This window comes from Bradyrhizobium manausense (assembly GCF_018129685.1).
GTDB lineage: Bacteria > Pseudomonadota > Alphaproteobacteria > Rhizobiales > Xanthobacteraceae > Bradyrhizobium > Bradyrhizobium manausense_D.
In genome coordinates this window covers 702,111-721,707 of sequence record NZ_JAFCLG010000001.1, presented here as the reverse complement: position 1 = coordinate 721,707, position 19,597 = coordinate 702,111, and the positions used below count along the sequence as shown (strand labels likewise).

The following is a 19,597-nucleotide window of genomic DNA, read 5'->3' as shown; positions in this document are numbered from 1 at the left end:
CTGAGCCGGCACCGGCGAAACGCCAGTGCCGGCCTTGCATGGTCGGTTGGCGTGCGTCAGCGCCGCGCGAAGGCGCCGCCCGGCGCGTCGCTTTCCTTGCCGATCAGCGCATCGACGCTGACCGCACCACCGCCCGCGGCCGCGAGGTACAGGCACGCGAAGCAGAACAGGATCGCGGCGGTGCCGCCGTTGAGCAACGGCAGGAAGACTGGCGGGCCTTCCTTCGAAAGGTGGAACATGTGGCCGATGAAATAAGCGAAGGCCATTTCACCCGACAGGACGAACGCCGAGAGGCGGGTAAACAGTCCGACCATCAACGCGGCGCCGAGCACCAGCTCGATCAGGCCGGCCGTCCAGATCAGCGGCGGGGGATTGGCGAACATCGCCACCTGAGGGATGTGGAAGATTTTGGTCATGCCGTACTGGAACAGCAGCAGTCCAGTGATGAAGCGAAACAGGCTCAAGAGAACCGGTTGAAAGCGAGCGAGATAAAGAAAGTTCATTGGTTTGTGCCCTCCATCCAATGCTGCGACTAGGAACGCATTCGGTTCCGCCCTGCAAGCTGCGCCAGGTCAATTCGCGCTGACATTTTTGTCATATCAGACAAAACACCGCAGGCTGTGGTTTCAGCCCTGTGCAATCCGCTATTTTCAATCGTCTACGCACAGTGTCCGCCCGTAGTTCCCCGGTGACATGAAGGAATGCAGGTTACCTCCGGGAGACCTAGCGTCGCAAGGCGGGTACAATCAGAAATGGAATCATTCCGAGGACCACGCTCGCGAGTGCGAAGACGAGCAGCGCGTTGTAGCCTTGGGTGGCATCGTGGATCAGGCCGCCGCTCCAGGAGCCGAAGGCCGAGCCGAGCCCGCTGCCGATCGAGATCGTGCCATAAATGGTGCCGACCCGTTTACCTCCAAAGATCTTCATCGCGGTTGCCGTGATCAGCGGACCGCGCGAGCCCATCATGCTGCCGAAGCAGACGACGAAGCCGGTGAGAAGAATGACGTCAGGATAATACTGAAGCAGCCAGAGCAGGACGATGCCGAGGATCGAGATCGCGTAGCTCAGCAGAACCGAAGGCCGGCGCCCGATCAGCCCGTCGAGGGCGGAGACCCCTAACATGCCGAACACCAGCACCACGCCCGAAAAGCCCCAGGCCGTCGCGGCCTGCAGCGGCGGAAATCCGGCGTCGATCAGATAGGCCACGATCTGGGCCGCGATCGCATACATCCCGACGGCGGTGAAGAAGAACGTCGAGAACAGTGCCCAGAACGCGTGATGACGCATCGCGCTCACGAGCGTCCAGCCGCTGTCGATGAAATCGGGATCGGTCTTCTTGGTGACATAGGGCGAGCCGGCTGCGAACATGCGCCAGGGCAGGGGCATCAGCGGCACCAGCAGGCCGAGTGTGGCGAAGCCGTAGACCTGGTAGGTCGCGCGCCAGCCGAGATGGTCGATCAGGAGCTGCGAAGCCGGCAGCAGCGCGAGCACGCCGCCGCCCATGGCGGAATAGACCACCGCCATCGCAGTCGGCAGGCGCGGCCCGAACCAGCGGCCCAGCAGGATCGAGTTCGGCACGTTGCCGATGAAGGCAACGCCGATGCCGACGCAGAGTCCGATCGAGAGTTGGAATTGCCAGAGTGCCTCTGCACGACCCGCGATCAGGAACGCCGAGCCGAGCAGCAGCAGGCCGAGCGCATAGACAATGCGCGGTCCGGAATGATCGAACAGGCGGCCGACCAGCGGGGCCGTCAATCCGCTGATGAGCCAGGTCAGCGAATAGATCGAGACGACTTGCGCGCGGTCCCAGCCGAAGTTTTCAGAGATCGGCTTGAGGAAGACCGTAAAGCTCTCGCTGAGGCCGCGGCCAAGCACGGCCAGCGTGAAGCACAGCGCGAGCACGACGATCGCGGTGCGGACCGCACCTTGCTGCGCGCTTTCCTTGGATGTTTCCCCGGGCGTCTTCTGGTCCATTGCCCATCAGGGAGCGCGCTTCGGCGCGCCCTGACAAGCATCAAAAGCTCATACGCCTATGCAGGCTTGATGAGGATGTGCTTCTTCTTGCCGAAGGACAGCTTGATCACGCCTTCCGGTGTCAGGTCGGCCGCGGACAGCGCCATCTTCTCGTCGGTGACGGCATCGTCGTTGACGCGCAGGCCTCCGCCCTTGATCTGGCGCCGCGCCTCGCCATTGGAGGCAACGAGACCGGCCTTGACGAAGGCGTTGAGCACGCCGATGCCGGCCTCCAGCTCGCCGCGCGGAATTTCCACCGTCGGCAGGCTCTCGGCGAGCGCGCCTTCCTCGAAGGTGCGGCGCGCGGTTTCGGCTGCTTCGTTGGCAGCGTCGCGGCCGTGCAGCAGCGCGGTCGCTTCCGTCGCGAGCACCTTCTTGGCCTCGTTGATCTCCGAGCCGCCGAGCGCCTCGAGCTTCCTGATCTCGGCTATCGGCAGCGTGGTGAACAGCTTCAGGAACTTGCCGACGTCGGCGTCCTCGGTGTTGCGCCAGTATTGCCAGAAATCATAAGGGCTGAACTGGTCGGCGTTGAGCCACACCGCGCCCTGCGCGGTCTTGCCCATCTTGGCGCCCGAAGCCGTGGTCAGCAGCGGCGTCGTCAGTGCGTACAACTGATGGGTGCCCATGCGGCGGCCGAGGTCAACGCCCATGATGATGTTGCCCCACTGGTCCGAGCCGCCCATCTGCAGATGGCAACCGGTGCGCTTGGCGAGCTCGACGAAGTCGTAGGCCTGGCAGACCATGTAGTTGAACTCGATGAAGCTCATCTCCTGCTCGCGCTCGAGGCGCAGGCGCACGGAGTCCATCGTCAACATGCGGTTGACCGAGAAGTGCCGGCCGACGTCGCGCAGCATCTCGATCCAGTTGAGCTTGGTCAGCCATTCTGCATTATCGAGCATGATGGCGTCGCTCTTGCCATCGCCATAGCGCAGCACTTTTGCGAACACGCCGCGGATCGAGGCCTTGTTGGCCTCGATCTCGGCAACGGTGCGGATTGCGCGCGTCTCGTCCTTGCCGGAGGGGTCGCCGACCATGGTGGTGCCGCCGCCCATCAACGTGATCGGCTTGTTGCCGGACTGCTGCAGCCAGTGCAGCATCATCATGGTCAGGTAGTTGCCGATATGCAGCGAGCGGGCAGTACAGTCGTAGCCGACATAGGCGACCGCATCGCCCTTGGCGGCGAGCGCGTCCAGCCCCTCGAAATCGGAGCATTGGTGGATGAATCCACGTTCCTGCAGGGTGTTGAGGAAATCCGATTTAAATGCAGTCATCTGTCGGCATGCCTGACAATTCTTGGTTTACTGTTTTGGGAGCAATTTAAGGGTCTTCCGCTGGAACTCGATTGCCGCCCGCCACTTGGCGCTGTGGCATTATAAGATGTGTCCCTCTGGCACAAGATCGGCATGCCAGAGGGGGTGTTTTGAGGACGCTGATCCCATGATGTTGACGGCACTCGGTTTGATGAGCGGCACCTCGCTGGACGGGGTGGATGTCGCGCTGATCGAAACCGACGGAAGGCAGGTCAAGGCGTTCGGACCGTCAGGCTATCGGCCCTACAGCCCGGCCGAACGCAATCTGCTGCGCCAGGCGCTCTCCGAAGCGGTGCACCTGCAGCAACGCGATGCCCGGCCGGGCATTCTCGCCGAGGCCGAGCGCGCGGTGACGCTGGCGCATGCCGAGGCGGTCGCTGCCTTCATCGCCCAGAACCGGATGAAGCCGGAGGAGATCGACATCGTCGGCTTCCACGGCCAGACCGTGCTGCATCGGCCCGAGCGGCGGCTGACGGTGCAGATCGGCGATGCAACGGCGCTAGCTCGGGCGATCCATATCCCCGTGATGCACGATTTCCGTGCCGCCGACGTCGAGGCCGGCGGGCAGGGCGCGCCCTTCGTCCCGGTTTACCACCGGGCCCTCGCCAACTCACTGGAACGCGAGGGGCCGATCGTCGTGGTCAATATCGGCGGCGTCTCCAACATCACCTATATCGACGGCAACGACACGCTGATCGCCTGCGACACCGGGCCCGGCAACGCGCTGCTGGACGATTTCATGTATCGCACCATGAACCAGGCATTCGATGCGGAAGGCAAGTTCGCAGCCCTTGGCAAGGTGGATGAAGCCTGGATCGCAAGGGCGCTGGAGCTGCCGTTCTTCGCAAGCCCGCCGCCGAAATCGCTCGACCGCAACGACTTTGCCGGCTTGAAGCTCGGCGATGTGGCGCCGGCCGATGGCGCTGCCACACTCACCGCCTTCACCGCGGCCGCAATCGCCCGCATCGTTCCCTTGCTGCCGCGGCGGCCGCGCAGCTGGATCGTCTGCGGCGGCGGTGCGCGCAACCTCACCATGCTGCGCATGCTGCGAGAGCGGGTCGGGGCGGCGACTGTCGAAGCTGCCGAAACGCTGGGCTGGGCCTCCGACGCCATCGAGGCGCAGGCCTTCGGCTTCCTCGCTGCTCGCGGTCTGAAGGGGCTGCCGCTGTCCTATCCGGCCACCACAGGCGTGCCGATGCCGATGACGGGCGGGGTGATCGCGCGGCCGTGAGCCGGTAAGGTTGATTGATGCAAATGCATTTATCTTGACGGGTGCATGCAATTGCATCTATATGGATGCAACTGCATCTAACCGCCGGGATCGCGCCATGACCACTTCATTGAAACTGATCAGCCATAAGCTATGTCCCTATGTGCAGCGCGCCGTGATCGCGCTGAAGGAAAAGGGCGTGCCGTTCGAGCGGGTCGATATCGATCTCGCCAACAAGCCCGACTGGTTCCTGAAACTGTCGCCGCTCGGCAAGGTGCCGGTGCTGGTGGTGAAGACAGAGAAAGGCGAGGTCGCGCTGTTCGAGAGCAACGTCATCTGCGAGTACATCGAGGAGACGCAAGGCGGCGCGAAGCTGCATCCGGGCGATCCGCTCGAGCGGGCCGAGCATCGCGCCTGGATGGAGTTCGGCTCGGCGATCCTCGGCGATCTCTGGGGGTTGGAGACGACGACGGAACCGGCGACCTTCGAGAGCAAACGCCAGGCGCTCACGGCAAAATTCGCGCGTGTCGAAGCTGCGCTCGGTGAGGGCCCGTTCTTCGCGGGAGATGCGTTCAGCCTGGTCGATGCGGTGTTCGCGCCGATCTTCCGCTATTTCGATCTCTTCGACGAACTGGCCGAGCACGGCATCTTCCGCGATGTGCCCAAGGTTCGCGCCTGGCGCGCGGAACTTGCGAAGCGTCCAAGCGTCCGCACCGCGGTCGGTGCGGACTATCCGCAATTGCTGCGCGCGTTCCTCGTGCGCCACGACGCGCATCTGCTCAAGCTCGCGGCCTGAGCGCCCGCAGATGTCGCAGTCTTTGGCCTGGCTCATGCTGCTGATCGCCGGCCTGCTCGATGTCGGCGGGGCGATTTCAATGAAGTACGCCGAAGGCTACACGCGGGTGGGCTGGAGCATCCTCTCGCTCGGGCTCCTCGCCGCGTTCGTCTTCCTGCTGGGGCGCGCCTTGAAGGTGCTCGAGGTCGGCGTTGCCTATTCGGTATGGACCGGCATCGGCGCGGCCGGCACCTTCGTCATGGGCATCGCGCTGTTCGGCGAGAGTTTGAGTGCGATGAAGCTTGCGGGTATCGCGCTGGTGTTGATGGGGATCGTTGCGCTGAAGTTGGCCTAGAGCTCCGCGGCCATCTTCGCCAGCGTCGCGATGGTGTTCATATTCCGTGCGGTGCCGGTTTTGGCGGCGGGGATGACGAGCTTCGACGTTCCCATGCCGTCCCCGTAATGCACATAGATCTCGCGGTGGCCGAGCTTGATCTCTTCATCTCTCTGGCCGCGTATTCCGGCAAGCGCATCTGCTGGCGGCGCCTTGTCGAGGAAGATTGCGACCGCGCGGTTCGGTGCCATTTTGGGAAACGGATTGTTGGCCAAAACGTCCGCCATCTCGGCTGCGCTGCGCACCAGCACACCGACCGGCGCGCCAGCGTAGGCGTGCAGGCGTTTTTCCAGTGCGGCCTTGATCGCGGATTCCGATTTGCGGCTGGTGAAGACCACATTGCCGCTGGCGATGTAGGTGCGCACGGCGGCAAAGCCGAGCTCTTCGCACATTGCCTTGAGCTCTGTCATCGGCAGCTTGCCGGTGCCTCCGACATTGACCGCGCGCAGCAGGGCTACGAACGCGGGCATGTCATCCTTACCGCACGTTGGCGAGGCGCATGTCGAGATACGCCGTGATGGTTTCCATCAGCGGCTCAAGCTTGGCGTCGAAGAAATGGTTGGCGCCGGGGATGACCTGCTGGTCGATCACGATGCCCTTCTGCGTCTTCAGCTTCTCGACCAGCGTGTTGACATCCTTCGGCGGCACCACGGCGTCCTTCTCGCCATGCACGATCAGACCCGAGGACGGGCAGGGCGCAAGGAACGAAAAGTCGTAGAGGTTGGCCGGCGGTGCGATCGAGATGAAACCTTCGACCTCTGGGCGGCGCATCAGCAACTGCATGCCGATCCAGGCGCCGAAGGAGAAGCCGGCGACCCAGCAGGCGCGCGCTTCGGGATTGATGGTCTGCGCCCAGTCCAGGGCTGCCGCCGCATCAGACAATTCGCCGGTGCCGTGGTCGAACGAGCCCTGGCTGCGGCCGACGCCGCGGAAGTTGAAGCGCAGCACCGAGAAGCCGCGATGCGCAAAGGCGTAATAGCACTGGTACACGATCTGATGATTCATCGTGCCGTGAAACTGCGGATGCGGATGCAGGATCATCGCGATCGGCGCGTTCTTCTGCTTGGCGGGGTGATAGCGGCCCTCGAGGCGGCCAGCGGGGCCGGCGAAAATGACTTCAGGCATTGATGATCTCTGGATTGATTTGCTGGAGAGGTGACCCTTGGCAATCAACCGATTGTGGCCCTCATCGACAGCGATGCCGACGAAAGCGCGAATGGAAGGATGAGAAGGCGTGCGCCTCGCGGTGATGCGCAGACGGCGCGCGGTGACTTGACGGTGCGCGTTCTAACATAGGCTGCGGGGCAAAAAGCAAGCATCTTCGACATCTGCCAATGCACTCAAGAGCTTAGCCGGTCATCCCGATGTCACGCCTGACGCGGCCGGGATCGAGCAGGGCGGTGGCAAAGTGCATTGTGGTGATAACTCATTGGAATCACGATCGTTTATTCGGCGAACGATTTACGCGGGCGCCGTCCGGCTTCCCAGTGACGCGACCGTGGGCCGGTAACGGCGGCTGCCGCCAAGCGTCTTGCCGTTGTCGAATGTAAGCTCGAAATCCCCTGACGGCTTGAAGTCCACGCCGCTCACGCGGTCGAGATTGGCAAGCCGGGTCCGGTGCACGCGCACGATGGCGAAACGGGCGAGCTCGCTTTCGGTTGCGGCAAGAGTGCCCCGGATCAGGTGCTGGGTGCCGTTGGCTAGGCAATATTCAATGTAATTGCCGGCGGAGGCGACCCACAGGATGTCGCGCGGCGCGACGCGAATGCGGCTGGTGCCGTCCCGGAGCCAGATCGGATCGGCGGATGGTTGCCCGGACGTTGCGGCCGGAATGAGCCGGGCTTCTTGTGCGGCCCTGCGCAGTTCGCGGCGGCTGTCGATCAGCCAGAGCGTAGCCCCCCAATCAGCAATGCCGTCACCGCGTCCTTGCGGAACTCGTACAGGACCGACGCCAGCGAGAAATGGAAGTCGTAGGCGCTGCCTGCCAGCCAGAGCATGAACTTCCGCAAGCCCACCATGCCCGCGATGTGAAGGGCCGAGAAGCCGAGCAGGGCGGCCGCGGCAATTCCGACCCGCGCCGCCAGCCTCGTCGCCCGGCGCATGCGCCGGAGCGACAGCGTCAGGATCGGCACCAGCGCCAGGATGACGATGATGCTCGACATCTCCCAGAACAGGCGCCGGCCAATGTCATAGCTGTCGCCGCGCCAGGCGGCGTCCTGTGCGCCGGAGAGTGCGTTGACGATACCGATCGCGAGCGCAATGGCGGCGATCGCAGCGTACGTCCTCCAGTCGCTGCTGGTCACGCCGCGCCAACCGCTCATCCCTGAGGACGACGCCTCGTCCCCTCGCGTTCGGTCCCGATCCCAAACCGTCTCGAGGCGCTCCATTTCGGGAGCATTTTGGCCGTCAGCCATGGCCCCAAAACCACTGATGTCTTCCCGTCAAGGGGCAGAGACCCATGTCAATACCACGACAAGCATCAAACCCGGAACGACGCATCGATCTGGATTGGGTGCGGATTTTAGCCTTCGGGCTGCTGATTTTCTACCATGTCGGTATGCTCTACGTGTCCTGGGGGTTTCACATCAAGAGCGAGCACCGGCTGACCTGGCTCGAGCCGGCAATGCTGGTGCTCAATCCCTGGCGGCTGTCGCTGCTGTTCCTGGTCTCCGGGGTTGCCAGCCGCTTCATGCTGGGCAAGGTCCGTCTGGCGGCGTTCGCCCGGGGGCGATCAATGCGGCTCTTGATCCCGCTGATCTTCGGCATGCTCGTGGTCGTGCCGCCGCAGTCCTACCTCCAGATCGTCGAGAGCCTCGGCTATCCCCAAGGTTTCGCCGATTATTACCTCCACCATTATCTGGCGTTCAGCGCGCAGTTCTGTCCGACCCCCTGCATCGTGCAGCCAACGTGGAACCATCTCTGGTTCGTAGTGTATCTCTGGGTCTACACGATGGCCCTGGCTGGCGTGCTGTCCCTGTGGCCGGCGGCTGCGGATTGGATTGGCGAGAGGCTCGCGGCCGTGCTCGCCGGGCCATGGCTCCTCGTGCTGCCGTGCCTGCTGTTTGCGCTCTCGCGGTTGTTTCTGTCGCCGATCTTCCCGTCGACGCACGCGCTGTTCGGCGACTGGTACAATCATGCGGATTATGCGAGCGCGTTTCTGATCGGCTTCCTGCTCGCCCGGCAGGACAGCTTCTGGCGGGACATCGAGCGGCGACGGTGGGTGGCACTGTTGTTCGCAGCGGCCAGCTTCACCGTGTTCGTTCTCGTTTACGTCGGCGTGTTGCCGCGCTCGCCGATGCTCCGATGGTTCGCCGGCTCGGCCTATGGCTGCTACCAATGGCTGGCGATGGCGGCCGTGCTCGGCTTTGCCCGACGTCATCTGACGGCCGATGGACCGGTGAGACGCTATCTGACCGATGCGATGTTTCCCTATTACATCGTGCATCAGACCGCGATCATCGTGATCGCGCACCTGTTGAAGGGCAGCAGCCTGTCCGCGGCGAGCGAGGCCACACTCGTGATATCAGGCACCGCGCTCACTTGTGCGGCGACCTACGAGATCGTGCGGCGGATCGGTTGGCTACGCCCGCTGTTCGGGTTGCGGATGGAGCCGCGTTCCGTTGGCGGGATCGCGCAGCAACAGCCGGCCTGATGTGCGGCGGCGCCCGATTGGCGAGAGGACAAAAGGTGCTAAGAGGGCGCCATGCCAAGCCGCGTCTATCTCGACTGGAACGCGACCACGCCGCTGCGCGCCGAGGCGCGCGCGGCGATGCTGGCCGCTTATGAGCTGATCGGCAATCCTTCCTCGGTCCATGCCGAGGGGCGGGAGGCGCGGCGGCTTGTCGAGGAGGCCCGCACCGCGCTGGCTGCGGCCGTGGGCGCGCTGCCGAGGAACGTCGTCTTCACCTCTGCCGGAACCGAGGCCAACGCGCTGGCGCTGTCGCCCGGGCTGCGTGGTCCGTCGGGCGAGCCGGTCCAGCGGCTGCTGGTCTCGGCCATCGAGCATGCGTCGGTGCTTGCCGGTGGCCGATTCCCGGCGGGGGCGATCGGCCAGATCCGTGCGACTCGCTCCGGTGTGGTCGATCTCGACCATCTTGCAGACATGCTCGCCGACGGCCCGCCAGCGCTGGTCTCGATCATGGCGGCGAACAATGAGACCGGCGCCCTCCAGCCGGTCGCCGAGGCCGCGCGGGTCATTCACGCGGCCGGAGGCCTCCTGCACGTCGATGCGATCCAGGCGCTCGGCAAAATTGCGTTCAATATGAATGCGGTAGGCGCGGACCTTGCGACCTTTTCTGCGCATAAGATCGGCGGTCCCAAGGGTGTCGGCGCGCTGGTGGTGGCCGAGGGGCTGGCCGGGCTGGAGCCGGTGCTTCGAGGCGGCGGACAGGAACTCGGCCGGCGGGCGGGAACCGAGAATGTCGCGGGAATCGCCGGCTTTGGGGCTGCGGTAAAGGCTGCCCTTCACGCTCTGCCTCAGGATGCGGAGCGAATGGCAAGCCTCAGAGATCGCTTGGAAAATGGAATTCGATCGATCGCCGGGGCGACGATCTTCGCGAGCGACGTGAAGAGGTTGTCGAATACTGTTTTGTTTACCGCGCCCGGCCTCAAGGCCGAGACGGCTGTCATCGGCTTCGATCTCGAAGGCGTGGCCGTATCTTCCGGTTCGGCCTGTTCCTCGGGCAAGGTCCAGCCATCCCATGTGCTCTCGGCGATGGGGTACGATCCTGCCGTGGCCCAGGGAGCGGTGCGCCTCAGTCTGGGCTGGTCCACGCAGCCCGAGGATATCAATCGGGCGTTAGAGGCTTGGCGAAAGCTCGGTAATACCCTACTTAGAGCCTAAGCGACGAAACACGGCTTGAACGGTTCTAAGCCCGTGCTTTCCGGCCAGAAACATCGTAATACTCGTTCGAGTTTGATCCACCGTGGTCCTTGAAACCACGAGCGGAGGATAGAATGCCAGCCGTCCAAGAGACGGTCGAGCGCGTCAAGCGCATCGACGTCGACCAGTATCGTTATGGGTTTGAGACCCTGATCGAGTCCGACAAGGCTCCCAAGGGGCTGTCGGAAGAAACCGTCAAGTTCATCTCCGAGAAGAAGAACGAACCCGCCTGGATGCTCCAGTGGCGGCTCGAGGCCTATCGGCGCTGGCTGACCATGACCGAGCCGACCTGGGCGCGCGTCGACTATCCCAAGATCGACTTCCAGGACCTGTATTATTATTCGGCGCCAAAGCCGAAGAAGACGATCACCTCGCTGGACGAGATCGATCCGGAGATTCTCAAGACGTACGAGAAGCTCGGCATTCCCCTGCGCGAAGTCGCGATGCTGGAAGGCGTCGAGCCGAAGCCCGGCGATCAGGATCCTAACAGGCGCAAGATCGCGGTCGACGCGGTGTTCGACTCGGTCTCGGTCGCGACCACCTTCAAGGCGGAGCTGAAGAAGGCCGGCGTGATCTTCATGCCGATCTCGGAGGCGATCCGCGAGCATCCCGAACTGGTGCAGAAATATCTCGGCTCGGTGGTCCCGACCTCGGACAATTTCTACGCGACGCTGAACTCGGCGGTGTTCTCCGATGGATCGTTCGTGTACGTGCCGCCGGGCGTGCGCTGCCCGATGGAGCTGTCGACCTATTTCCGCATCAACGAGCGCAACACCGGCCAGTTCGAGCGCACGCTGATCATCGCCGACAAGGGCGCCTATGTCAGCTATCTCGAAGGCTGCACCGCGCCGCAGCGCGACGAGAACCAGTTGCACGCTGCCGTGGTCGAGCTCGTCGCGCATGACGACGCCGAGATCAAATATTCGACGGTGCAGAACTGGTATCCGGGCAATTCGGAAGGCAAGGGCGGCATCTACAATTTCGTCACCAAGCGTGGCGATTGCCGCGGCGACCGCTCCAAGATTTCCTGGACCCAGGTGGAGACCGGCTCCGCCATCACCTGGAAATATCCGAGCTGCATCCTGCGTGGCGACAATTCGAGCGGCGAGTTCTATTCGATCGCGATCTCGAACGGCTATCAGCAGGTCGATTCGGGCACCAAGATGATCCATCTCGGCAAGAACACGTCGAGCCGCATCATCTCCAAGGGCATCGCGGCGGGCAAGTCGCAGAACACCTATCGCGGCCTCGTGACGGCACATCGCAAGGCGACCGGCGCGCGCAACTTCACGGCGTGCGATTCGCTGCTGATCGGCGACAAATGCGGCGCGCACACCGTGCCCTACATCGAAGCCAAGAACTCGTCGGCGACGTTCGAGCATGAGGCCACGACCTCGAAGATCTCCGAGGACGTGCTGTTCTACTGCATCCAGCGCGGTCTCAGCCAGGAGGAGGCCGTCGGCCTCGTCGTCAATGGCTTCGTCAAGGACGTGCTGCAGCAGCTGCCGATGGAATTCGCGGTGGAAGCGCAGAAGCTGATCTCGATCTCGCTTGAAGGGTCGGTCGGCTAGCTCGGACTTCATCCCGAGGAGGCCGCGCACGCGGCCGTCTCGAAGGATGGAGGCCGGAAAGATTGGTGGCCTCAATCCTTCGAGACGCGCCTTCGGCGCTCCTCAGGATGAGGGGATAGATGGAAAAAACATTATGGCTTTGCTTGAAGTGAAAGACCTAAAGGTTCGTGTCGAGGAGCGTGAGATCCTTCATGGGCTGACGCTGACCGTGAACGAGGGCCAGGTGCACGCGATCATGGGGCCGAACGGCTCCGGCAAGTCGACGCTCTCCCACGTCATCGCCGGCAAGCCCGGCTATGAGGTCACGGGCGGTCAGATCCTGTTCAGGGGTGAGGATCTGCTGGAGATGTCGCCGGACGTGCGCGCCGCCAAGGGCGTGTTCCTGGCGTTCCAGTATCCCGTCGAGATTCCCGGCGTCGCCACCATGACCTTCCTGCGCACCGCGCTGAATGCGCAGCGCAAGGCGCGTGGCGAGAGCGAATATTCGACGCCTGACTTCTTGAAGAAGGTTCGCGAAGTTTCGAAGTCGCTCGGCATCCCGCAGGACATGCTCAAGCGCGGCGTCAATGTCGGCTTCTCCGGTGGCGAGAAGAAGCGCAACGAGGTGCTGCAGATGGCGCTGTTCGAGCCGAGCCTGTGCATCCTCGACGAGATGGATTCCGGCCTCGACATCGACGCGCTGCGCATCGCGGCCGATGGCGTCAACGCGCTGCGCTCGCCCGAGCGCGCGATGGTCGTGATCACCCACTATCAGCGGTTGCTGAACTACATCGTGCCCGACGTGGTGCACGTGATGTCGAAGGGCCGCGTCGTGAAGAGCGGCGGCAAGGAACTGGCGCTGGAGCTGGAAGCGTCGGGCTACGCCCAGTTCGAGGACGCCGCGTAAGGAATTTTGCAATGAACGTTGCTGTGGCAAAGACCGGAAAGGGCCGCGCGGTGAGCGATCTCTTCACCAGCGCCGAAGCCCGGCTGCCGGGTTCGCCCGATGTGATCGCCGTGCGCCGCGAGGCCTTCGAGACCTATGAGCGGCTCGGCTTGCCGCATCGCCGGATCGAGGAATGGAAATACACTGACTTGCGCGCGCTCGTCGGCGAGGTGCTGCCGCTGGCAGCCAGCCCCGATGGGGCCGCGCTGAAGCGCGCCGCAGAAGCCGTGAAGGCCCATGCAATCGCTGGCGCCAGCAAGCTGGTGCTGGTCGACGGCGTGTTTGCGGCCGATCTCTCCGACGTCAAGGCGCTTGCCACCGAGGCGGGCTTCAAGACGCTGCGTGAGATCCTGGACAGCGAGGCCAATCCCGCCGCAAGTGATCTTCTTCAGACGGTCGCGACTGATGCGGTCATCTCGCTGAATGCCGCGATGGCGACGGATGGCGTGGTGGTTACGATTGCCGACGGCGCGCAGTTGTCCGCGCCCATTCAGCTCATTCATGTCGCGACTGCGACTGGCGCGTCTGCCTTCACGCGGTCGCATCTGCGGATCGGCAAAGGCGCCCGCGCTACGATCGTCGAGAGCTTCGTCGCTGCAGGAAAGACCAGCGGCTATCACGTCAACGATGCGGTGGTGCTATGGATCAGCGATGACGCCGACGTCGCGCATATCCGCCTGATGGACGATGCGCCTGATGCGGTGAACATCACCTCGCAGTTCGTCACGGTCGGAGCCAACACCAAGCTCAACTTCTTCAACATGACCACCGGCGCCGCCGTCAGCCGCCTGCAGGGCTTCATCACGCTGGCGGGCGAGGGCAGCGAACTCTCGGCCAATGGCGTCAACCTGTTGCAGAAGACCGAGCACGGCGACACCACGCTGGTGGTCGACCACGCCGTGCCGAACTGCACCAGCCGCGAGATCTTCCGTGCCGTGATCGACGAACGCGCCCACTCGGTATTCCAGGGCCGCATCATCGTCCGTCCCGATGCGCAGAAGACCGATGGCAAGATGATGACGCGGGCGCTGCTGCTCTCGGACGAAGCCGAGGCCGATAACAAGCCTGAACTCGAAATCTTTGCCGACGACGTCTCCTGCGGCCACGGCGCCACCGCCGGCGCGCTGGACGAGAGCCTGCTGTTCTATCTGAAGGCGCGCGGCCTGCCCGAGAAGCAGGCCCAGGCGCTGCTGATCCAGGCCTTCGTCGGCGAAGCGATCGAGCAGATCGCCGATGACGGTTTGCGCGAGCACGTGATCGGGATGGCCGAGCGCTGGCTGGAGCGCCGGTCATGAGCACGCATCCCGCAGTCAAGAACGGTGCTTACGATGTCGCGCGCGTGCGCCAGGACTTTCCGGCGCTTAGCCTGCAGGTCTATGGCAAGCCGCTGGTCTATCTCGATAACGCGGCGTCCGCGCAGAAGCCGAGCGCGGTGCTCGATCGCATGACGCAGGCCTATACGAGCGAATACGCCAACGTCCATCGCGGCCTGCATTATCTCGCCAATGCCGCCACCGAAGCCTATGAGGGCGGCCGCACCAAGGTCGCCCAGTTCATCAACGCTGCCCGGACTGAGGAAGTGATCTTCACCCGCAACGCGACGGAGGCGATCAACCTGGTCGCCTCGTCCTGGGGCGGGCCGAACATCAAAGACGGCGACGAGATCGTCATCTCGATCATGGAGCACCACTCCAATATCGTGCCGTGGCATTTCCTGAGGGAACGCCAGGGTGCCGTGATCAAATGGGCGCCTGTTGACGACGAGGGCAATTTCCTCATCGAGGAGTTCGAGAAGCTGCTGACGTCGAAGACCAAACTGGTCGCGATCACGCAGATGTCGAACGCGCTGGGCACCATCGTGCCGGTCAAGGATGTCGTAAAGATCGCTCATGCCCGCGGAATTCCCGTGCTGGTCGACGGCAGCCAGGGCGCGGTGCATCTGCCGGTCGATGTCCAGGACATCGGCTGCGATTTCTACGTTTTCACCGGTCACAAGGTGTACGGGCCGACCGGCATCGGCGTGCTCTGGGCCAAATACGACCACCTCGTCGCGATGCGCCCCTACAATGGCGGCGGCGAGATGATCCGCGAAGTGTCGCAGGATGTCGTCACCTACGGCGATCCCCCGCACAAATTCGAGGCGGGCACGCCGGCGATCGTCGAGGCCGTCGGCCTCGGCGCCGCCATCGACTACGTCAATTCGATCGGCAAGGAGCGCATCGCCGCGCACGAGGCCGATCTCACCGCCTACGCCCAGGAGAGGCTGCGCGAGATCAACTCGCTGCGGTTGATCGGCACCGCGCGGGGCAAGGGCCCGGTGATCTCGTTCGAGCTCAAGGGCGCACATGCTCACGACGTTGCCACCGTGATCGACCGCCAGGGTATCGCGGTGCGCGCCGGCACCCATTGCGTGATGCCGCTTTTAGAGCGGTTCAACGTCACGGCCACATGCCGGGCCTCGTTCGGCATGTATAATACGCGGGAAGAAGTCGATCATCTGGCACAGGCGCTGCTCAAGGCGCGGGATTTGTTCGCATGAGTGACACGGCCGAAATCAAAGCCAATCCGATGGAGACCCGTTCGGCGCTGCCGCCGGAGGAGACCGAGCGTCTCACCACCGAGATCATCGCGGGCCTCAAGACCGTGTTCGACCCGGAAATTCCGGCGGACATCTACGAACTCGGCCTGATCTACAAGGTCGAGATCAAGGACGACCGTTCCGTCGACGTCCAGATGACGCTGACGACGCCGAACTGCCCGGCCGCAGGCGAGCTGCCGACCATGGTCGAGAACGCTGTCGCCAGCGTCCCCGGCGTCGGCGTGGTCGACGTCAAGGTGGTCTGGGAGCCGGCCTGGACGCCGGAACGCATGAGCGACGAGGCTCGCCTCGTGCTCAACATGTGGTGACGCGTACGCTACTGCTTTGCACAACTGGCATTGAATTCGCTCCGCAACGGACCACATCATTGACATGACCCAGATTTCGTCCGGCTCGACACCAGCATCCCCTGCGAAGCCACGGCGCCCGCGCCCGCAGGTGATGCGGCTGACCGATGCCGCCGCCCAGCGCATCAGCGAGCTTACCCAGCGTGCCGATTCGGAGATCGTCGGCCTGCGCGTCGGCGTGAAGAACGGCGGCTGCGCCGGCCAGTCCTACACGGTCGAATACGCCCACGATATCCGCCCGACCGACGAGGTCGTCGAGGACAAGGGCGTCAAGATCCTGGTCGATCCCAAGGCCGTGCTGTTCCTGCTCGGCACCGAGATGGACTACAAGGCTGACAAGATGCAGGCCCAGTTCGTCTTCAACAACCCCAACCAGATCTCCGCCTGCGGCTGCGGCGAGTCGGTCGAGTTGCGCCCGGCCAAGATCGACGGGTAGCCCGCGCTCTCTTGTCTCACACCGCTGTCGTCCTGGCGAAAGCCAGGACCCACCGCGTGATCGCGCTAGTTTCGCGCGGTGTCAGTACCGTGCTGGCACGATTGCCGGTCTTCGCTAAACTCCTCCCTGTGGTTATCGGTCCCGGCCTGCGCCGGGACGACGTCGGGGAGAGAGGTGAGGCATGGACCGCGAATTCCTGATCGACCTGTTTTCCGATTTCGGCCCCGTGACCATCCGGAAGATGTTCTCCGGTCACGGCATCTCCGCCGACGGCATCAACTTCGCGCTGTCTCTGCGTGCCGGCCTGTTCTTCCGCGCCGACGAAGTCACGATCCCGGACTTCGAGGCGGAAGGCTCAAAGCCATTCCAGTACTCGACCCGCGCCAAGACGGTTCTGGTCAACTCCTACTGGGAGCTGCCGGCGCGGCTGTTCGATAATTCCGAGGAGTTTGCGCAATGGGCGAGGGCAGCACTCGCCGCCGCCCAGCGCGCCAAGGTGAAGAAGCGGCCCAAGAAAGTTGCGGCGAAGGCTCCGGCGACGAAGGCCGCAAGCAAGTCCGCCAAGCCTGCGAAAGCGCCGAAAGAAGCGGCCAGAAAGCCCCCGTCACGAAAGCGCGCGAAGCGAAAGGCCTAAGGTCAATCCGCGGCCTTGGTCAGGCCAACCCGCATATCCTTCGCCACGAACACGCAGGCGCCGTCGGCGATCACACGACCATCCGCAATCCCGAGCACCAGCTTGCCGCGCCGGACCATGCGCATGGCGACCTCGTAGCGCACCGACCGTGTTTCCGGCGTGACGGCACCCGTCACCTCGACCTCGCCGACGCCGATGGCGCGGCCCTTGCCCGGTGACCCCGACCAGCCGAGCCAGTAGCCGATCATCTGCCACATTGCATCGAGGCCCAGGCTTCCCGGCATCATCGCGTCGCCGTGATAATGGCAGCCGAAGAACCACTGATCCGGCACGATGTCGAGCTCGCCGATGATGTGGCCCTTGCCGAACTCGCCGCCGTCCAGGCTGATCTCGGTGATGCGATCCATCATCAGCATCGGTGGCGCCGGCAATTGGGCATTGCCCGGACCGAAATAGCCGCCTTCGCTCGATCTCAGCAGCTCGTCCCTGGTGTAGGACGGTTGCGGCGTGTGAAAATCATGCGGATTTGGCAAGGGGGCAGAACCTCTGTCGACGCGTGGTCAGGTGCACGGGGGGCAACGAAACGGCCTCAGATGTCCTCCGTCCCGGCGTAATGTCAAGCGCGCAAGGCGCGTCGCCGGCTCTGTCAGGTCGCGGCTGTCGTCAGGCCGACGCGCAGGTCCCTGGCAACATAGACGCAGGCCGCGTCGGCAAGCACGCGTCCGTCCGCGACGCCCAGGGCCAGTTTGCCGCGCTTCACCTGGCGCATCGCAACCTCGTAGCGCACGCATTTGACGTCAGGTGTGATCTGCCCCCTGAACTTGACCGCGCCGACGCCCAGGGCGCGGATCGTCCCGGGTGAGCCCGACCAGGCAAGCCAGTAGCCGACCATCTGCCACAGCGCATCCAGGCTGAGGCATCCCGGCATCACGGGGTCGTCGGGGAAGTGGCATTCGAAGAACCAGAGTTTGGCCGTCACATCCAGCTCGGACACGATGTGGCCCTTGCCGAAGTCGCCGCGGTCAAGGCTGATCTCGGGGATGCGATCCATCAGCAGCATCGGGGGCGCGGGCAATTGCGCGTTGCCCGGTCCGAAAAAGCCGCCCTCGCTGGCCTTGAGCAGGTCGAGCCCGGTGTAGGAGCTTTGCGGCGTGTGAAAGTCGTGCGGATTGGGCAAGACGCTGGCCTTTCGATCGCGATCGATCGCGCGCCAGTGCATCTGACGTGCTCGACTGTCACTCAGGCGTAGTACGGCTGCATGACCATGGGATGTCGCCGGCGCGACCGGTGGCGTCAGGCCACCCGGTTGTGGGTCTCGACCGCGTATTCCGGATCGACTTCGCAGATCACGCGGTTACGCCCGTTGCGCTTGGCAGCGTAGAGACAGGCATCCGCGCGCTCGATCAGCGCGTCGGTGTCGTCGCCCTGCTTGAGCATGGAGACGCCGACCGAGATGGTGACACGGCCGAGGATCTCGCCGGTCGACTTCTTCTTCAATTCCTTCGCCATCACAGCGCGCCGGATATGGTCGGCGACCGTCAGCGCCTGGCGCAAGGCCGTGTTGGGCAGCACCACGGCGAATTCCTCGCCGCCATAGCGTGCGGTGATGTCCTGGCCCTTGATGGTCTGCTTCAGCGACGAGCCGACCAGGCGGAGCACCTGATCGCCGGTGAGGTGGCCGTAGGAATCGTTGAACGACTTGAAATGGTCGATGTCGAACAGCAGCAGCGACAACGGCTCGCCGCTCGCGAGTGCACTCTGGACGGCCATGCCGATCATGCGGTCGAAATATTTGCGGTTGCCGAGGCCCGTCAGCGGATCGGTCAGGCTCTCGGCGCGGATGGCCTCCAGGCTCTGCTGGAGATTGCTGATCTCGTTCTTCGAGAGTGTCAGCCGGTCTTCCAGCGCCTTGTTGGTCTCGCGCATCTCGCTGGTCGAACGCAGCAGCGTTTCGACGATCGACGTGATCTGCTCTCGGCTCTTGGCCGAGGACAGCCGCTCGGTTGCGCCTGACAGGCTCGCGTCGTAGGAGCCGGTCATGCCGAGGGCATCGCTCAGCACCTTCATCACGTCGTCGATTTCGCCGATGACGCGCGCGCCGACCTTGTCGATGCGGTCGGTCGTTTTGATGTGGGAGAGATACGTATCGTAGATCTGCTCGAGATCGGCTTCGCTCAGCTTGCCGTTGCGTGCCAGCGTCTCGTTGATGATCTTGTTCAGCGGCGCGTTGTAGCCGGTCGCGTAGACGTACCAAATCTCGTAATTGCGCGGAATCGCGGTCTGCTTCAGCGATCGGATCTGACCGAGCGCCACCTCGGCGAACGCCATCGTGCGTTCGTGTTCATCGAGCACCTTGACCACAGAACATACCCCACAGCGGTCGGTGCGCCATCGACCGCAGCAATGCTTAAATTATGTTCGTAGGCTAACGGCCGATTGTGAACGGCCAGTAAATATACGGTCGTGACTGCATCAGAAAAGTGTCGCGGTGAGCTTGCTCA

General features: G+C 63.6%; 22 protein-coding genes. 12 read left to right on the top strand and 10 right to left on the bottom strand.

Features of this window, described 5'->3' with window-relative positions; genetic code table 11:
- Positions 1–56: 56 nt before the first annotated feature.
- The 3 genes from JQ621_RS03540 to tyrS form a co-directional block, all read right to left on the bottom strand.
- Positions 57–503: a DoxX family protein gene (locus tag JQ621_RS03540; protein ID WP_212233010.1), complete on the bottom strand. Its 447-nt coding sequence runs from the start codon at positions 501–503 to the stop codon at positions 57–59.
- 220 nt (positions 504–723) lie between these two features.
- On the bottom strand, positions 724–1,974 hold the full coding sequence (locus JQ621_RS03535; protein WP_212233009.1) for an MFS transporter: 1,251 nt from the start codon (positions 1,972–1,974) through the stop codon (positions 724–726).
- A gap of 56 nt (positions 1,975–2,030) precedes the next feature.
- Positions 2,031–3,284, bottom strand: coding sequence for a tyrosine--tRNA ligase (gene tyrS / locus JQ621_RS03530; protein ID WP_212233008.1), 1,254 nt, complete (start codon positions 3,282–3,284; stop codon positions 2,031–2,033).
- A 166-nt stretch (positions 3,285–3,450) separates the two neighbouring features.
- On the opposite strand from tyrS, the gene JQ621_RS03525 reads away from it, so the two are divergent.
- The 3 genes from JQ621_RS03525 to JQ621_RS03515 all read left to right on the top strand — a co-directional run bounded on the left by JQ621_RS03525 (position 3,451) and on the right by JQ621_RS03515 (position 5,663).
- Entirely contained in the window at positions 3,451–4,554 is a 1,104-nt protein-coding gene (locus JQ621_RS03525; protein WP_212233007.1) for an anhydro-N-acetylmuramic acid kinase, read from the top strand.
- A gap of 97 nt (positions 4,555–4,651) precedes the next feature.
- Positions 4,652–5,329, top strand: coding sequence for a glutathione S-transferase family protein (locus tag JQ621_RS03520; protein WP_212233006.1), 678 nt, complete (start codon positions 4,652–4,654; stop codon positions 5,327–5,329).
- 10 nt (positions 5,330–5,339) lie between these two features.
- Positions 5,340–5,663 (top strand): DMT family transporter, encoded by a 324-nt coding sequence (locus tag JQ621_RS03515; RefSeq protein ID WP_212233005.1) that lies wholly within the window; start codon positions 5,340–5,342, stop codon positions 5,661–5,663.
- Here the strand turns inward: JQ621_RS03515 and JQ621_RS03510 are convergent.
- The 4 genes from JQ621_RS03510 to JQ621_RS35295 form a co-directional block, all read right to left on the bottom strand.
- Positions 5,660–6,172, bottom strand: a complete 513-nt coding sequence (locus JQ621_RS03510) for a DUF1697 domain-containing protein (RefSeq protein ID WP_212233004.1) — start codon at positions 6,170–6,172, stop codon at positions 5,660–5,662. The genes JQ621_RS03515 and JQ621_RS03510 overlap by 4 nt on opposite strands.
- 7 nt (positions 6,173–6,179) lie before the next feature.
- Entirely contained in the window at positions 6,180–6,827 is a 648-nt protein-coding gene (locus JQ621_RS03505) for an alpha/beta hydrolase (RefSeq protein WP_008143006.1), read from the bottom strand.
- Between the two features lie 336 nt (positions 6,828–7,163).
- Positions 7,164–7,418, bottom strand: coding sequence for a LytTR family DNA-binding domain-containing protein (locus JQ621_RS35300; protein ID WP_312015393.1), 255 nt, complete (start codon positions 7,416–7,418; stop codon positions 7,164–7,166).
- A gap of 164 nt (positions 7,419–7,582) precedes the next feature.
- The gene (locus JQ621_RS35295) at positions 7,583–8,005 is read right to left on the bottom strand and encodes a hypothetical protein (protein WP_249124627.1); all 423 of its coding nucleotides are present in this window, start codon (positions 8,003–8,005) and stop codon (positions 7,583–7,585) included.
- Between the two features lie 155 nt (positions 8,006–8,160).
- Between JQ621_RS35295 and JQ621_RS03495 the strand changes: the two genes are divergently transcribed.
- From JQ621_RS03495 to JQ621_RS03455, 9 genes are all read left to right on the top strand, one after another.
- Positions 8,161–9,354 (top strand): acyltransferase family protein, encoded by a 1,194-nt coding sequence (locus JQ621_RS03495; protein ID WP_212233003.1) that lies wholly within the window; start codon positions 8,161–8,163, stop codon positions 9,352–9,354.
- Positions 9,355–9,405: 51 nt separating this feature from the next.
- Positions 9,406–10,545 (top strand): cysteine desulfurase family protein, encoded by a 1,140-nt coding sequence (locus JQ621_RS03490; protein ID WP_212233002.1) that lies wholly within the window; start codon positions 9,406–9,408, stop codon positions 10,543–10,545.
- A 113-nt stretch (positions 10,546–10,658) separates the two neighbouring features.
- Complete coding sequence (sufB, locus tag JQ621_RS03485; protein WP_212233001.1) at positions 10,659–12,155, top strand: Fe-S cluster assembly protein SufB; 1,497 nt, start codon at positions 10,659–10,661, stop codon at positions 12,153–12,155.
- 133 nt (positions 12,156–12,288) lie between these two features.
- A complete protein-coding gene (gene sufC / locus JQ621_RS03480) occupies positions 12,289–13,041 on the top strand; it encodes a Fe-S cluster assembly ATPase SufC (RefSeq protein WP_212233000.1) in 753 nt (250 codons plus the stop codon).
- 11 nt (positions 13,042–13,052) lie between these two features.
- The gene (sufD, locus tag JQ621_RS03475) at positions 13,053–14,375 is read left to right on the top strand and encodes a Fe-S cluster assembly protein SufD (protein ID WP_212232999.1); all 1,323 of its coding nucleotides are present in this window, start codon (positions 13,053–13,055) and stop codon (positions 14,373–14,375) included.
- A complete protein-coding gene (locus JQ621_RS03470) occupies positions 14,372–15,619 on the top strand; it encodes a cysteine desulfurase (RefSeq protein ID WP_212232998.1) in 1,248 nt (415 codons plus the stop codon). Before sufD ends, JQ621_RS03470 begins: the two co-directional genes overlap by 4 nt.
- Complete coding sequence (locus JQ621_RS03465; RefSeq protein WP_007609827.1) at positions 15,616–15,987, top strand: SUF system Fe-S cluster assembly protein; 372 nt, start codon at positions 15,616–15,618, stop codon at positions 15,985–15,987. Before JQ621_RS03470 ends, JQ621_RS03465 begins: the two co-directional genes overlap by 4 nt.
- 133 nt (positions 15,988–16,120) lie before the next feature.
- A complete protein-coding gene (locus JQ621_RS03460) occupies positions 16,121–16,462 on the top strand; it encodes a HesB/IscA family protein (protein WP_212233789.1) in 342 nt (113 codons plus the stop codon).
- 181 nt (positions 16,463–16,643) lie between these two features.
- Complete coding sequence (locus JQ621_RS03455; RefSeq protein ID WP_212232997.1) at positions 16,644–17,096, top strand: TfoX/Sxy family protein; 453 nt, start codon at positions 16,644–16,646, stop codon at positions 17,094–17,096.
- Positions 17,097–17,098: 2 nt separating this feature from the next.
- On the opposite strand, the gene fabA (JQ621_RS03450) is transcribed toward JQ621_RS03455, so the two are convergent.
- The 3 genes from fabA (JQ621_RS03450) to JQ621_RS03440 form a co-directional block, all read right to left on the bottom strand.
- The gene (fabA, locus tag JQ621_RS03450) at positions 17,099–17,629 is read right to left on the bottom strand and encodes a bifunctional 3-hydroxydecanoyl-ACP dehydratase/trans-2-decenoyl-ACP isomerase (RefSeq protein ID WP_212232996.1); all 531 of its coding nucleotides are present in this window, start codon (positions 17,627–17,629) and stop codon (positions 17,099–17,101) included.
- Positions 17,630–17,742: 113 nt separating this feature from the next.
- Positions 17,743–18,273 carry a bifunctional 3-hydroxydecanoyl-ACP dehydratase/trans-2-decenoyl-ACP isomerase gene (gene fabA, locus JQ621_RS03445; protein WP_212233788.1) on the bottom strand — a complete coding sequence of 177 codons (531 nt, stop codon included), beginning with the start codon at positions 18,271–18,273 and terminating at the stop codon, positions 17,743–17,745.
- A 116-nt stretch (positions 18,274–18,389) separates the two neighbouring features.
- Positions 18,390–19,457, bottom strand: a complete 1,068-nt coding sequence (locus tag JQ621_RS03440; protein WP_212232995.1) for a GGDEF domain-containing protein — start codon at positions 19,455–19,457, stop codon at positions 18,390–18,392.
- Between the last annotated feature and the right edge of the window lie 140 nt (positions 19,458–19,597).